The organism is Microbacterium sp. S308A+, assembly GCF_049800815.1.
GTDB lineage: Bacteria > Actinomycetota > Actinomycetes > Actinomycetales > Microbacteriaceae > Microbacterium.
The window spans coordinates 505,575-519,080 of the sequence record NZ_JBNAFT010000002.1 but is presented as its reverse complement, the minus strand read 5'-3'; the positions used below and the strand labels follow the sequence as shown (position 1 = coordinate 519,080).

Genomic DNA, 13,506 nt, shown 5'->3' with positions numbered 1-13,506 from the left:
TACCGTGCAGATACGACGACCGCCGGGCGGGACGCGACTCCCCGTGGTCGCACGGGATATGTACGGCCGACGGAATGCGGAGCGGCTTAGAGTGTGCGCATGAGCAGAGCCACCCCACGCCCCCGTGTTCCCGACGTGCCTCAGCTCCCCCTGCTGGACGCCGCGGCGGAGGACGCGCACGCCGAGATCAAGCCGACCTGGCGCGGCTGGATCCATGCGGGGACGTTCCCCGTCGCGATCGCCGCCGGCGTGGTGCTCATCGCCCTCGCCCAGGGCGCCCCGGCGAAGTGGGCGTCGGCGGTCTTCATGGCCACCTCCCTGCTCCTCTTCGGCAACTCGGCGGTCTATCACCGCTTCAACTGGGGCCCCACCGTCAAGGGCATCCTGAAGCGCATCGACCACGCGAACATCCTGCTGCTCATCGCCGGCACGTACACGCCGATCGCAACCCTCGCCCTGCCGCCCGGCAAAGGCACCCTGCTGCTCGTCCTCGTGTGGAGCGGAGCGATCCTCGGGATCCTCTTCCGCGTGCTGTGGATCAACGCGCCGCGCTGGCTCTACGTGGCCCTGTACATCCTGCTCGGATGGGCTGCGGTCATGTACATCGTCGATCTCGTGAACGCGAACGTCGCGATGATGGTGCTCGTCCTCGTCGGCGGGCTGCTCTACACCTTCGGCGCGGTCGTCTACGCGCTCAAACGCCCGAACCCGTGGCCGGGGCACTTCGGGTTCCACGAGATCTTCCACGTCTGCACGGTCCTGGCGTTCCTCTGTCACTGGACCGCGTGCCTTCTCATCGCGCTCTCACCCGCGTCGCCGTCGCTCGGCCTTTCCGGCTGACCCCCGCGCGGCGATGTCACGCGAGGTTGTCAGCGCGGATCGGGTCGCCAGCGCCCCGAGATCCCGTCCTCGCCCGGCTCGTCGGCCACCGCCGTGGCGCGCGCGCCGTCCTCGGCGACTCCGTCCTTTGCCGCCCGCTCTTCGGCGTCGAGCTCCTCGCGTACCTCCTCGCGATAGCGCACACGACGGATACGGCGCTGCATGTCCCAGACGATCACCACCACCACGACCACGAGCAGCGCCATCACTGCGAAGCCGACCGGCCCGGGGGTGACGAGGGTCGGGTCGACGGCGGGCGTCGGCGACGGAGTCGGCGAGACCGCCGTCCGCAGAAGCGCATCGATCATGTGTCCGCCTTCCCGGAATCACGCGTTAGCCTGGAACAACCAGCCTAACGATCGGAAGAGCCCCGCCGTGACGACGCCCGCCCAGCTCGACGAGCGCTACGGACGCACCCCTCGCGGCCGTCTCCCCTGGATCGTCCTCGGATCCCTCTCGGTCCTCGCCGTGGGCGCAGCCGGGTGGATCACCGTGGCGGCGACAGCCGACGACGTCGAGGCCACACGTACGGGCTATGAGGTGGTCGACGAGCACACGGTGACCGTGTCCTTCCAGATCACCGCACCCCGCGACCGACCTGTGCACTGCATCGTCGAGGCCCAGGACGAGGAGTTCGGGATCGTCGGCTGGCGCGTGGTGGAGTACCCTGCCTCGTCCGAGCATGCGAGGGCGTTCGTCGAGACCGTGCCGACCCTGGGGCTGGCGACGACGGGTTTGGTGAACTCCTGCTGGGTCGCATAGGCTCGTCTCGATCAACGACGCCCCGGCACGGTGCCGGGGCGTCTTGCCATATCCCGACGGGCTTCGTCGTCGGGATCCGAATCAAAGGAGTATCGCCGTGTCGAACGACGCTCAGGTCCCCTTCCTCACGCAGGAGGCGTACGATCGTCTCGTCGCCGAGCTCGAGCACCTGTCCACCGTCGGCCGCGAGGAGATCGCGAAGCGCATCGAGGCGGCCCGCGAGGAGGGCGACCTCAAGGAGAACGGCGGATACCACGCCGCCAAGGACGAGCAGGGCAAGCAGGAGGCCCGCATCCGCACCCTCGAGCAGCTGCTGAAGACCGCCAAGGTCGGCGAGGCGCCGGCGAGCCGCGGCGTGGTCGAGCCCGGCACCGTGGTGACCGCGCTCGTCGCCGGCGGCGAAGAGGTGTTCCTTCTCGGCAGTCGCGAGATCGCCGGCGGCACGGACCTCGACGTGTACAGCGAGGCGAGCCCCCTCGGCTCCGCGATCCAGGGTCTCAAGGTCGGCGAGAAGACCTCGTACGAGGCGCCGAGCGGACGTTCGATCGCGGTCGAGATCCTGAAGGTGGAGACCTTCGCCGGCTGACCGGCCTCGCCGGAGAGGCGCCGCACGTCCCGAGGACGTTGCCGGCGCCTCTCCCTTTCCGACGGCCGGTCAGCCGGCCTCGCCGGGTCAGTCCGGGACGACGATCGGCTCGAAGCCCGCAGCCCGGAGGGTGTCGAGCGTCAGCTCGGAATGCTCCGCCCCTCGGGTCTCCACGCTCAGCTCGAGGAACACCTCGCTGATCTGCAGCCCGTGACCGTGCCGCGTGTGCATCGCCTCGATGACGTTCGCGCCGGCGTGCGCGATGAGCTCGGAGACCCGGGCCAACTGGCCAGGGCGATCCGGCAGCGGGATGCGGATCGTGAGGTAGCGTCCTGAGGCGGCAAGACCGTGCGCGACCACGCGCTGCAGCAGCAGCGGATCGATGTTGCCGCCCGAGAGCACAGCGACCGTCGTGCCCGTCGCGGAGACCTTCCCGGCCAGGAGGGCGGCCACGCCGACCGCGCCCGCGGGCTCGACGACGACCTTCGCCTGCTCCAGGAGCACGAGGAGCGCTCTGGCGATGTCATCGTCTGTCACCGTGACGACCTCGTCGACGAGGGCACGGACGATCCCGAACGGCACGTCGCCCGGTCTGGCGACGAGGATGCCGTCCGCGATCGTCGGCGTCGTCTGGATCTCCACCGGCTCTCCTGCCTCGAGCGACGGCGGCATCGCCGCGGCGTTCGCCGCCTGGACGCCGATGATCCTGACCTCGCGTCCGCGCTGAGCCGCGGCCGCCTTCACCGCTGCGGCGACACCGGCGATGAGCCCTCCGCCGCCGATGCCCATGATGACCGTGTCCACGTCGGGGACGTCCTCGACGATCTCCAGCCCGAGGGTCCCCTGTCCCACCACGATGTCGCGATGGTCGAAGGGATGGATGAGCACTGCTCCGGTCCGCTCCGCGTATTCGGCCGCGAGGCGGAGCGAGGTGGCGACCGTCTCGCCCTCCAGCACCACCTCGGCGCCGTAACCGCGCGTGGCGAGGAGCTTGGGCACCGGCACGCCGATCGGCATGAAGATCGTCGCGGGGATTCCTAGCGCCTGCGCCGCGAAGGCCACCCCCTGTGCGTGGTTCCCGGCCGAGGCCGCCACCACCCCTCGGGTGCGCTCTTCCGGAGTGAGCCGCGAGAGGCGGTGCACGGCGCCGCGGAGCTTGAACGAGCCGGTGCGCTGAAGGTTCTCCATCTTGAGCAGCACCGGCGAGCCGATCGCGTCCGCCAGCGCCCGCGAGGGCAGAGCGGGTGTGTGCGTGACCACGCCGTCGAGACCACGGGCCGCGGTCTCGATCTCGGCGAGGGTCGGCATCTGATCGGCTGTCGTCATCGTGTCTCTCCTCTTCGTGCCCGTGGCACGGTGCTCCAGATGTAGTCCCCGTTCGGATCGGCGCCGGTGCGCCAGGCCCCGCTGCTGATGGTGACGGCCGCCACGTTCACGAACGCCGCCAACGGCACGGCGAAGAGCGCGCCGGGGATGCCGGCGATCATCGCCCCGCCTGCGACGACGAGCACGACGGCGAGCGGATGGACCTTCACGGCCGATCCCATGAGGAGCGGCTGCAGGACGTGCCCCTCCAGCTGCTGCACTGCGAGCACGACGACGAGCATCCAGAGCGCGATCCACGGACCGTTGTAGACCAGCGCGAGGAACACCGCGAGCGCCCCGGTGACGACGGCACCGACGATCGGGATGAACGAGCCGAGGAAGACCAGGACCGCCACGGGGATCGCCAGCGGGACGCCGAGCAGGAAGGCGCCGAGTCCGATGCCCACCGCGTCGATCGTGGCGACCAGCAGCTGCGTGCGCGCGTAGTTGACCACGGTGGACCACCCGTTTCGCCCCGCAGCGTCGACCGCCGCTCGCGCGCTCTGGGGGAAGAGCCGTACGCTCCAGCGCCAGATCCCTGCGCCGTCGGCCAGGAGGCAGAGGAGGATGAAGAGCGCGAGCACGGCACCGGTCGCGACATGCCCGAAGGTCGTGCCGATCGCGAGCGCTCCCGACCAGAGCGTCTGCGCCTGTTCCTGGAGGAGCCCGAGCCCCTGCGAGATGTACTCCTCGATCTGGCCGGCCGACAGATGGAACGGGCCGTCGATCAGGAACGCACGGAAGGTGCCGATCGCCTCCTGTGTGCGATGCTGCACATCGCTCCACTGCTGTGTGATCTGCCACACCACGAGCCAGAGGAGGCCGGAGACGATCGCGAGTGTCCCGATGACGCAGACGACGATCGCCAGCCAGCGCGGCACACGGCCACGGATCATCGCCTCGAAAGCGGGCCAGAGCAGGGCCGCCACGAGGAGCGCGACCAGGAGTGGGATGACCAGGAGCTTCAGCTGGATGACCAGCCAGACGAAGGCGGCCACCGCAGCGGCGATCACGAGGAACCGCCAGGCATACGCGGTCGCGATGCGCAGGCCGGAGGGCAACGTCTGGTCGAGATCGCCCGAAACGGTCCGGTTCTGGAGGAGGTCGCGGAGGCGGGGTCGGCTCTCGTCGCTCATCCGCCAAGTGTACGGCGCGCACGGACCGCCCGATGTCGGTCGCCGACCGTATGCTGACGGCGTGACCGACACCCTCAGCGCCGCAGAGGCCCGCCGCGTCGCCCTGGGCGCGCAGGGCTTCTCCCGACGGCGGCCCGAGCACCCTCAGGCGCGGCATGTCCATACCGCCATGGCGCGCATGGGCGTGCTGCAGATCGACTCCGTGAACGTGTTCGCCCGCTCGCACTACATGCCCCTGTTCTCACGGCTCGGCGTCTATGATCCGGCAGTCGTCGACCGCGCGTTCCTCACGCGCACATCTCGTTACGTCGAGTACCTCGCGCACGAGGCGACCTTCATCCCCATCGACGACTGGGCGCTATGGCGCTTCCGCATGGAGGCCTTCCGCGCCAGGAACGGCGGATCCTGGGGCGGGGGGTCACCGCAGACGCTCGACTGGGTCCGCGACGAGCTCCGTCACCGCGGACCGTCGCGACCCGCCGACATCCGTGGCGACGCGCCTCGCAACCGTGGATCCTGGTGGGATTGGGACGAGGTCAAGCACGCTCTCGAGCATCTCTGGCGGATCGGCGACGTGGCGATCGCGGGTCGGACCGGTTTCGAGCGCCGTTACGCTCTCGCCGAGCACGTCATCCCGGCCGGCGCCAGGGAGCGTGTCGTCTCCCGCGAAGAGGCGGTGCGCGAGCTGGTGCGTCGGGCCGCACGCTCACACGGGGTGGCGACGGCGGCCGATCTCGCCGACTATTACCGGATCAAAGACCGACCGGCCGTGCTGCGAGCCCTCGAAGAGCTGGAGGAGGCAGGAGAGGTCCGGTCGGTCCGCGTCCGCGGCTGGGAGCGCGGAGGGCGCCCGGTCCCGGCGTGGCTGCATGCGGATGCCTCGCTCCCCCGGCGGATCGAGGCGACGGCCCTCCTCACGCCGTTCGACCCGGTCGTCTGGTTCCGCGATCGCGCACTGCGCGCCTTCGAGCTGGACTACCGCATCGAGATCTACACCCCTGCGGCCCAGCGCCGTTACGGGTACTACTCGCTCCCCGTGCTCGTCGGCGACCGGATCGCGGCCCGCGTCGATCTGAAAGCGGACCGCCCGGCCTCCACCCTGCGCGTGCAGTCGGCGTGGTGGGAGCCTCAGGCCCGACCGGGGCACGACACGGAGCGGATCGCCGCCGAGCTCCTCCGGGCCGCGGAATGGCAAGGACTGGAGCACGTCTCGATCTCCCGCTGGGGCGACGCGACGGATGACCTCGCCGCCGTGCTGCAGGCGCTGCACCCGACCTCCACGCGCCACGATCACCATCGGACGGAAGCCGCGTTCGCGCAGGCCCAGGCCGAGGAGTCAGAGAACGTCGACGCCGTCGCGTGACGCGAGGTGCTGCACCAGCGCCGGACCCGCCGAACGCTTTCCCCCTCCCGCGACGTCCACATCGCTCAGGAGACGTTGGATCCGACGACAACCGGTGTCGTTCGCGGCGACAGCGTGAGGACTCACGACCAAACATGTTCCTCCTGCGGAGCAGGGTCGACACCTTCGCTCCCGCGCTGTGAGGATGTCCTGATCCTCGGTCGTTCTGCACCGAGTACCGCAAGAGGGGGGCGTTGTGCGAGAGATGACACGAGAAGAGAACACCCGCGTCTACCGGCCGCGACCGGCGAGCGTGCACACGGCGTTGGCGGACCGCTCCTTCCAGATGTTCGATGACGAGCACTCGGGTGCGCTTCCCGGACCGAAGAGAGGGCGGAAGGGCAGCCCTCCTCTCGTGGCGCCCCTCGATCAGCGAGGAGATCTCTCCGCAGCGCATGCGATCGGGAACGACCCCGCCGCGCTCGCCGCCATCGAGAGCCGATGACGGCAGGATGCTCCGACGAGCTCGCCCTGTGGAGCGAGCTCCCTCTTCCGCCGTTGGTCGAGAAGACGTACCGGCGCGCCGGCGAGACCCTGGAGGTCTATCGCGACGGGACGCGCGTCTCCGCCGAAGAGCTTCGCGGATCGATCGAGGACGACCTCCGCTTCCTTCTGCGCTCGCTCTGCGATCCGGACACGCCTCCAGACCTCTCCATCCCCGAGCGGACAGGGCGGCGACGGGCGTACCAGGATGCGCCCCTTCCCGAGGTCCTGCAGATCTGCCGCATCGCGTCCGGCGTGCTCTGGACCGCGCTCGTCGAGCATGCCTCGGGAAGCACGCGGACGGAGCCGCTCACTCGCCTGCTGTCCGTCTCGGCACGGATCTGGGACGCGGCCGACAAGCATGCCGCCGCCCTCACCGAGGCGTACCGCTCCGCCATGGCCGAGCGGCTGGTCACGCAGGAGCGCCGTCGTGCCGCGCTCGTGGAGGTGCTGCTGACCGGGCAGGCCAGCGAGGGCACAGGCCCCTGGGAAGCCGCCTTCCTCCTCGGATTCCCCCGCGAAGCCGATCTCGTCGTGGTTGCCGCGCAGAGCGAGGAGACGCTTCCCGGGATCGCCCGTCACCTCGCGGAGCGCGGCTGCGTCTCGGGCTGGCGGCACACACCCGCTCTTCACCTCGGAGTCGTCGCGCTCTCCGGCGCCATCACCATCGACGACGTCCTCGCCGTGCTCCGAACCTCCTCCACCGCGAGGGTCGGCGTGAGCCCGCCCTTCCGCTCCCGCACCGACGGCCCGCGTGCGCTGCGGCTCGCGCGAGCCGCGCTTCTGGCGACCGCGCACACCGGAACGAGAGTACGCACCATCGCGGCGAGCCCGATCGCCGCGATGATTGCCGCCGACCTCCAGGAGGCCGGGCGACTCGCCGACGAGGTCCTCGGACCCGTCCTCGATCTCCCGGAGACCGATCGCATCGTCCTCCTGAAGACGTTGGACACTTACATCCACGCCGGCGGGTCGGCGTCCGCGTCGGCGAAACTGCTGCACTGCCACCCCAACACGGTCCGATATCGGCTCCGGCGGGTCGAGGACCTGACCGGTCATCGCGTCAGCAGACCTGGCGAGATGGCCGAGCTCGCGGCCGCAGCCTACGCTGTCCAGATCACTCCCGAGCCGCAGCGCCGCTAGGAGGACGGCCTAGCCCCCTCCCGCAGGGACCTCCGCGGGTCAGAACTGGACGCGAGGCGGCTCGGCGATCGCCGCGCCGTCCACGACCTCGAAGAACTCCCGCTCGGCGAAGCCGAGGTTGCGGGCGAAGAGATTGTTCGGGAAGACCTTGATCTTGGTGTTCAGCTCTCGGACGCCCCCGTTGTAGAACCGGCGCGACGCCTGGACCTTGTCCTCTGTGTCGACCAAGGCATGCTGCACCTGCAGGAAGTTCTGGCTCGCCTGCAGCTGCGGGTACGCCTCGGCGACCGCGAAGAGGCTCTTCAGCGCCTGCTGGAGATGCCCCTCGGCGACTCCCGCCTCGGCCGGGCCCTGCGCGGCAAGGGTCTCTGCCCTCGCGCGCGTGACGTTCTCGAACACCGCCTTCTCGTGGGAGGCATAGCCCTTCACCGTCTCGATGAGATTGGGCACGAGATCCGCGCGTCTCTTGAGCTGGACGGTGATGTCGCTCCAGGCCTCGTCCACGCGCACGTTGAGCTGCACGAGCGAGTTGTACGTCGACCAGAGGTAGATGCCGACGATGACCGCCAGCGCCACGATCACACCGATGACGATCAGAACCGGAACGAGCCCTTCCATGGAAGGCAGCCCCCCTTCAGCGCGTTTCTCTCATCCTAGACCCCGATTCCGGACGTCCCCTGGGACCGTGGACCGAGCCTCACTCGCCGAGCACACGGGAGAGATAGCGGTTCCCGAAACGACGTTCGGGGTCCATCCGCTCCCGCAACGCGAGGAAGTCGCCGAACCGCGGATAGCTGTCTGCGAGCTCCTCATGGCCAAGGGTGTGAAGCTTCCCCCAGTGCGGTCGGCCACCGTGCTCGCGCATGATGCGCTCGACCGCATCGAAGTACGCGCGGGGGTCGTGTCGCCAATAGCGGTGCACCGCGATGTACGCCGTCTCGCGTCCGTGAGCGGTCGAGAGCCAACGGTCGTCGGCGGCGGCGAAGCGCACCTCGATCGGAAACTCGATCCGCCATCCGCGCCGCGCGATGAGCTGCCTGACCGCGTGGAATGCGGGCACGACCTCCGCGGCAGGGATCGCGTACTCCATCTCGCGGAACCGCACGGTGCGGCGCTGCGTGAGGACACGATGCGAGAGGTCGGTGTACTCACGATCACCCGTGAGGCGGACGGCGAGCCTGCTGAACGGAGGCGTGATCGCCGGCACCACGGCTCCCGCCGCACACACCGCCCGGTAGACGCCGTTGGAGAGCAGCGTCTCGTCGATCCACTTCCCCACGACCGGAAGAGGACGGCGCGTCGCGGTGGCGGGCAGGCGCTCGGTGCTCTTCGTGAGAGCCACATCGGTGTGCGGGAACCAGTAGAACTCGAAGTGGTCGGTCACCGCCGCGCGTTCATGGACGTCTGTGAGGAGTTCCTCCAGCGGCACCGGCCTGTCGATCTCGTGCATCACGAACGCGGGGACGCACTGGAGGGTGACCTCCACCATCACGCCGAGGGCGCCGAGACCCAGGGCGACTGCGGGCAGGAGCTCGGGCTGGTTCCCCTCGTCGATCCGCAGGAACTCCCCTGCGGCGGTGATGAGCGTGACACCGGTCACCTGCGTGGCGAGACCGCCGAACCGCGTCCCTGTGCCATGGGTGCCGGTCGAGATCGCCCCGGAGATCGACTGCCGGTCGATGTCGCCGAGGTTCTCCATCGCGAGTCCATACGGCGCGAGAAGACCCGGGATGCGGTGCAGCCGGGTCCCCGCGAGCAGTGTGGCTCTCTGCCGTTCCTCGTCCACCGCCACCAGTCCCTGCAGCTCGTCGAGCTCCAGGAGCACGTCCGGGGCGACAGCGATGCCTGTGAAGCTGTGCCCGGCGCCGACGGCTTTGACTCGCAGCCCTTGCCTCCCTGCGGCGATGACCGCGCGCTGCACACCCTCCGGGCTCCGCGGGCGCTCCACCCGCATCGGACGGACGGATGCCGACCGCCCCCAGTTCTGCCACGTTCCACCTGGTCTGGTCACAGGAACGCCTTCCCTTCACCGCGATAGGTGAGGAGCTCGTCGATCACCCGGTCACCGTCCACGAGGTGATATCGCTCGATCCGCTCGGCTGCCTCGCCGCTCTTGGCGTGCCGGAACCACACGCGGTCGCCGATCCTCAGGCCGGCCGCCTCAGGGCCGCGCAGCGGCGTCTGGACCTCACCCGCCGCTTCGCGCGGCATCGTCCGCAGACCTCGCGGCCAGACGGGCCGGGGCTGGCGTGACTCCACCGCCGGACCCGAGGCGATCCACCCTCCGCCGAGGACCGTGGCGATGTCCGGCGCGGGGCGGCGCACAACGTCGAAGGCGAGCGCCGCCGCCGGCGCGGGCGAGAAGGAGCGATAGCCGTCGAAGAGGTGGCCGGCGAGCAGGCCGCTTCCCGCGGTGATCTCCGTGAGGGCGTGGTCGCCGCCGGAGAACTCGAGCGACCCGGTCCCTCCGCCGGTGACGAACTCCAGCGGGACGAGCCCCTCGACCGCGCGGACGATCTCGATCCGCCGGGCTCGAAGCTCCTCCCTCGACCGTGCCTGCACCAGGCGGATCAGCGTGTCGCCGCTCCCCGTCGCGTCGCCCTGCCCGGCGATCTGCGCCTCGTACATCTGCAGCCCCACCAAGCGGAAGCCGTCGCGCTCGGCGACCTTCCGGGCGAATCGGGCGACCTCCTCAGGCGTGTAGAGCGACGAACGGCGAACGCCGATGTGGCCGAGCGCCGCTGAGCGGAGAGAGGCGTCGGCGTCGATCGCGACGCGGACGCTCGGACGCTGTGCGGGAGGGGCGACCGCGTCGATGAGGTCGAGCTGGGCGAGGTCGTCGACCATGAGTGTGATGCGTGCCGCGGCCCGGTCGTCGGAGAACAGGCGAGCGAGGGCCTGCCGGTCGACGGTCGGATAGGCGAGCACGATGTCGTCGTGCTCCTCGGCGAGCCACAGCGCCTCGGGCAAGGTGAAGGCCAAGAGGCCTCGGTATCCGGGGAGACGGAGGACGGCATCGAGCACCGCGCGCACCCGGACGGACTTGGTCGCGACGCGGATCGGCAGACCGCCCGCCCGCACCGCCATGTCCATCGCGTTGTAGCGAAGGGCGTCGAGGTCGACCGCCCCGACAGGCGCGGGAAGATGAACCGTGGCGGTGCTCAGCCTGGGCCACCAGCGAGCCGGGTCCTCCCACGGACGCCTCGCGGACGGCCCGGAGCGACGCGGGAGACCGTTGGCGGCGATACTGCTCTGTTCGGCGGTGAGGTCGAGCACTCCCCCACCCTACGGCGTGCGTCCGCTTCACGGCATTAGGCTCGAATCGTGCCCTTGGCGCGGAGGCCCCCGTAGCCCAACGGCAGAGGCAGGCGACTTAAACTCGCTTCAGTCTGGGTTCGAATCCCAGCGGGGGCACCGGTAATCCCTGTTCAGAACATAGAACGCGACGGGCAACGATCGGCCAAATTCTCAGGATCCGATACTTACCTGCGAGCAGCTTGACACCGCACGAAGACCCCGCACCCTCCATTCTCGGAGGGTGCGGGGTCTTCGTCGTGTCAGGGCGGGTTCAGTCTGAGCTGTGCTGTTCGGAGCGGCCTTGCGTGCGGTACCAGCGTGCGATGAGGATCGCGCCTCCCACGATCAGCACTGCTCCGCAGGCGATGAAGAACGCCCGCCAGCCGGCTTCCGTTGCCGTTGTCGCGTTAAGGAAGGCGAGGAGGCCGGCGAGAAAGACGGCGACCCAGCCGGTGATGACGCCGCCGCCGGGGCGCTTGGCGTGGGTCTCGTGTGCGGCGTTCGATGTGGGGTCCACGGGAACCTCGATCTCTGTCAGCATGCGAAGTCACCATCGCTCGTCCGGCGTTCGTTGGCGACTCCTCCAAGGTAACTCGCCCCAGGCTGCTCCGCCTAGGGCGCGGGCGGCGTCTGCCCATGCCTGCAGGTCGATGCCGTCGCCAAGCATCGCCGACTGCTCCGGCGTCCGGGTAGCACGGCCGGTCTGCTGCCGACGGGACGCACCTCTGGGGCCCAGGGCGCGGCCTTCGTATGAGCGCGGGAGCGTGCCGCGGCGGCGGCCGGGTCCCGGTGCTCCTCGAGCACGGCGAGATGCTGGTCGGCGCGCCGATCCCATGCGGCTCGCATCCGTGCCGATGCGGCGGCGGACATGAGGCGGGTCGTCGCGCCGAGCCCGTACCGGTGGATATGTCGCCGTGGGGAGATGGGCTCGACGGAGCGCCGCGGGGGTCTTCCCTCTGACTCCCGAAGAGGTTTCTCAGTGACGGAATCCGCCGCGCTCGTCGCCGCGGGGCAGCGGTGACGTCAGCGCCTCCAGGTAGGCGACCTCGTCTCGGAGCGCCCTCAGCAACGCCTCGGCGAGGTCGTGGGTCATGCCGTTGCGCACGACGATCCGCTGCACGACGATCTCCTGCAGGTCGACGGGGAGCGGGTATGCGGGGACGAGCCATCCCCGCATCCGCAGCCGGTCGGAGAGGTCGTAGAGCGTCCAGTTCCGTGGCCCTTCTTTCAGGCGCCAGGCGAAGACCGGGATGGTGGAGCCGTCGCTCACGAGCTCGAATGCGTCGATCGCGCCGATCCCGTCAGCAAGATACGAGGCCACCGCGCGCGAAGCGCCCTGGACCTCGGCATAGCCCTCCCTCCCGAGGCGGAGGAAAAGATAGAACTGGAGCAGCACCTGCGCACCGGGTCGGGAGAAGTTGAGCGCGAGCGTCGGCATGTCGCCGCCCAGATAGTCCACCCGGAACACCATCGACTCGGGGAGCGCGTCCTCGTCGCGCCAGATGATCCAGCCCAGGCCCGGATAGACCAGGCCGTACTTGTGCCCCGACGTGTTGATCGATGCGACCCTGGGCACCCGGAAGTCCCAGACGAGGTCTTCGTCGAGGAAGGGAGCGACCATGCCGCCGGACGCCGCATCCACATGGACCGGCACATCGAGGCCCCGTCGCCGCTCGATCTCGTCCAGCGCGGCGGCGATCTCGCCGACCGGCTCGTAGGCACCGGTATACGTCACGCCGAGGATCGCGACGACGCCGATGGTGTTCTCGTCCACGTAGTCGCCCAGGAGAGACCCGTCGAGCATCGGGTGCTCGGCGCTGACCGGCACGAAACGGGGCTCCACCTCGAAGTAGTTGCAGAACTTCTCCCAGCACACCTGGACGGCACTGGACATCACGAGGTTGGGCCGCTCGACTTCTGCGCCCGCCGCCTTCCGCCGGTGCTGCCACCGCCGCTTCAACGCGAGGCCGGCGAGCATGCAGGCCTCGGAAGAGCCGACCGTCGAGGTGGCCGGAGCAGTGTCCGGATCCGGCGCGTGCCAGAGATCCGCGATCATCCGCTGGCAGGCGGTCTCGATCGCCGCGGTCTGCGGATACTCGTCCTTGTCGATCATGTTCTTGTCGAAGGCGTCCGCGTACAGCCGCTGCGCCTCCTCGTCCATCCAGGTGGTGACGAACGTGGCGAGGTTGAGCCGGGCGTTCCCGTCGAGCATGGTCTCGTCACGGACGATGTGGTACGCGCTCAGCGGGTCCATGCTGTGCGCCGGCATCCGGTCCTTGCTGACGGACGACGCGTCCCCCGGACGGCGATGCAACGGGTTCACCCTGATGCGCTTCTCGGACATGGTCGAGACCTCCTCGCGTCACGCGCCTGAACGAACGAGACCGATGCGCCGCGGCGCATTGCGGGCCACCATAGCACCGCCGCGACGCCCCGACACGGCTACCGTCGAA

At 69.6% G+C, this 13,506-nt stretch carries 14 protein-coding genes and 1 tRNA gene; 7 read left to right on the top strand and 8 right to left on the bottom strand.

The features are described from left to right. The first annotated feature begins 99 nt into the window (after positions 1-99). Positions 100-840, top strand: coding sequence for a PAQR family membrane homeostasis protein TrhA (gene trhA, locus ACP15J_RS08190; protein WP_424936518.1), 741 nt, complete (start codon positions 100-102; stop codon positions 838-840). A 29-nt stretch (positions 841-869) separates the two neighbouring features. Here trhA and ACP15J_RS08185 read toward each other — a convergent pair whose 3' ends face one another. After that, entirely contained in the window at positions 870-1,187 is a 318-nt protein-coding gene (locus ACP15J_RS08185; RefSeq protein WP_424936517.1) for a hypothetical protein, read from the bottom strand. Positions 1,188-1,254: 67 nt separating this feature from the next. On the opposite strand from ACP15J_RS08185, the gene ACP15J_RS08180 reads away from it, so the two are divergent. After that, positions 1,255-1,641 carry a DUF4307 domain-containing protein gene (locus tag ACP15J_RS08180; protein WP_424936516.1) on the top strand — a complete coding sequence of 129 codons (387 nt, stop codon included), beginning with the start codon at positions 1,255-1,257 and terminating at the stop codon, positions 1,639-1,641. Positions 1,642-1,738: 97 nt separating this feature from the next. After that, positions 1,739-2,227, top strand: coding sequence for a transcription elongation factor GreA (greA, locus tag ACP15J_RS08175; RefSeq protein ID WP_424936515.1), 489 nt, complete (start codon positions 1,739-1,741; stop codon positions 2,225-2,227). 87 nt (positions 2,228-2,314) lie between these two features. Here the strand turns inward: greA and ilvA are convergent, their stop codons facing one another. Further along, positions 2,315-3,553 carry a threonine ammonia-lyase gene (gene ilvA / locus ACP15J_RS08170; RefSeq protein ID WP_424936514.1) on the bottom strand — a complete coding sequence of 413 codons (1,239 nt, stop codon included), beginning with the start codon at positions 3,551-3,553 and terminating at the stop codon, positions 2,315-2,317. After that, positions 3,550-4,728, bottom strand: a complete 1,179-nt coding sequence (locus tag ACP15J_RS08165) for an AI-2E family transporter (RefSeq protein WP_424936513.1) — start codon at positions 4,726-4,728, stop codon at positions 3,550-3,552. Before ACP15J_RS08165 ends, ilvA begins: the two co-directional genes overlap by 4 nt. Positions 4,729-4,789: 61 nt before the next feature. On the opposite strand from ACP15J_RS08165, the gene ACP15J_RS08160 reads away from it, so the two are divergent. The 3 genes from ACP15J_RS08160 to ACP15J_RS08150 all read left to right on the top strand — a co-directional run bounded on the left by ACP15J_RS08160 (position 4,790) and on the right by ACP15J_RS08150 (position 7,756). Continuing rightward, positions 4,790-6,091 carry a winged helix-turn-helix domain-containing protein gene (locus ACP15J_RS08160; protein WP_424936512.1) on the top strand — a complete coding sequence of 434 codons (1,302 nt, stop codon included), beginning with the start codon at positions 4,790-4,792 and terminating at the stop codon, positions 6,089-6,091. A 244-nt stretch (positions 6,092-6,335) separates the two neighbouring features. Continuing rightward, positions 6,336-6,575 carry a hypothetical protein gene (locus tag ACP15J_RS08155; protein ID WP_424936511.1) on the top strand — a complete coding sequence of 80 codons (240 nt, stop codon included), beginning with the start codon at positions 6,336-6,338 and terminating at the stop codon, positions 6,573-6,575. Beyond that, positions 6,572-7,756, top strand: coding sequence for a PucR family transcriptional regulator (locus ACP15J_RS08150; protein ID WP_424936510.1), 1,185 nt, complete (start codon positions 6,572-6,574; stop codon positions 7,754-7,756). The genes ACP15J_RS08155 and ACP15J_RS08150 overlap by 4 nt, the downstream gene beginning before the upstream one ends. Positions 7,757-7,795: 39 nt before the next feature. On the opposite strand, the gene ACP15J_RS08145 is transcribed toward ACP15J_RS08150, so the two are convergent. The 3 genes from ACP15J_RS08145 to ACP15J_RS08135 all read right to left on the bottom strand — a co-directional run bounded on the left by ACP15J_RS08145 (position 7,796) and on the right by ACP15J_RS08135 (position 11,032). Beyond that, positions 7,796-8,374, bottom strand: a complete 579-nt coding sequence (locus ACP15J_RS08145) for a LemA family protein (protein WP_424936509.1) — start codon at positions 8,372-8,374, stop codon at positions 7,796-7,798. Between the two features lie 79 nt (positions 8,375-8,453). Beyond that, on the bottom strand, positions 8,454-9,767 hold the full coding sequence (locus ACP15J_RS08140) for a D-arabinono-1,4-lactone oxidase (RefSeq protein ID WP_424936508.1): 1,314 nt from the start codon (positions 9,765-9,767) through the stop codon (positions 8,454-8,456). Further along, a complete protein-coding gene (locus ACP15J_RS08135) occupies positions 9,764-11,032 on the bottom strand; it encodes an alanine racemase (protein WP_424936507.1) in 1,269 nt (422 codons plus the stop codon). The genes ACP15J_RS08140 and ACP15J_RS08135 overlap by 4 nt, the downstream gene beginning before the upstream one ends. A 65-nt stretch (positions 11,033-11,097) precedes the next feature. On the opposite strand from ACP15J_RS08135, the gene ACP15J_RS08130 reads away from it, so the two are divergent. Then, positions 11,098-11,170 (top strand) — tRNA-Leu (locus tag ACP15J_RS08130). 154 nt (positions 11,171-11,324) lie between these two features. On the opposite strand, the gene ACP15J_RS08125 is transcribed toward ACP15J_RS08130, so the two are convergent. Both ACP15J_RS08125 and ACP15J_RS08120 read right to left on the bottom strand, forming a co-directional pair. After that, positions 11,325-11,594 carry a hypothetical protein gene (locus ACP15J_RS08125; protein WP_424936506.1) on the bottom strand — a complete coding sequence of 90 codons (270 nt, stop codon included), beginning with the start codon at positions 11,592-11,594 and terminating at the stop codon, positions 11,325-11,327. A 435-nt stretch (positions 11,595-12,029) separates the two neighbouring features. Then, on the bottom strand, positions 12,030-13,397 hold the full coding sequence (locus ACP15J_RS08120) for a glutamate decarboxylase (RefSeq protein ID WP_424936505.1): 1,368 nt from the start codon (positions 13,395-13,397) through the stop codon (positions 12,030-12,032). Positions 13,398-13,506 lie beyond the last annotated feature (109 nt).

Coding starts and splice junctions, on each gene's coding strand:
- trhA (WP_424936518.1), top strand. CDS start 100: ATGAGCAGAGCCACCCCACGCCCCCGTGTTCCCGACGTGCCTCAGCTC.
- ACP15J_RS08185 (WP_424936517.1), bottom strand. CDS start 1,187: ATGATCGATGCGCTTCTGCGGACGGCGGTCTCGCCGACTCCGTCGCCG.
- ilvA (WP_424936514.1), bottom strand. CDS start 3,553: ATGACGACAGCCGATCAGATGCCGACCCTCGCCGAGATCGAGACCGCG.
- ACP15J_RS08165 (WP_424936513.1), bottom strand. CDS start 4,728: ATGAGCGACGAGAGCCGACCCCGCCTCCGCGACCTCCTCCAGAACCGG.
- ACP15J_RS08155 (WP_424936511.1), top strand. CDS start 6,336: ATGACACGAGAAGAGAACACCCGCGTCTACCGGCCGCGACCGGCGAGC.
- ACP15J_RS08150 (WP_424936510.1), top strand. CDS start 6,572: ATGACGGCAGGATGCTCCGACGAGCTCGCCCTGTGGAGCGAGCTCCCT.
- ACP15J_RS08145 (WP_424936509.1), bottom strand. CDS start 8,374: ATGGAAGGGCTCGTTCCGGTTCTGATCGTCATCGGTGTGATCGTGGCG.
- ACP15J_RS08125 (WP_424936506.1), bottom strand. CDS start 11,594: ATGCTGACAGAGATCGAGGTTCCCGTGGACCCCACATCGAACGCCGCA.
- ACP15J_RS08120 (WP_424936505.1), bottom strand. CDS start 13,397: ATGTCCGAGAAGCGCATCAGGGTGAACCCGTTGCATCGCCGTCCGGGG.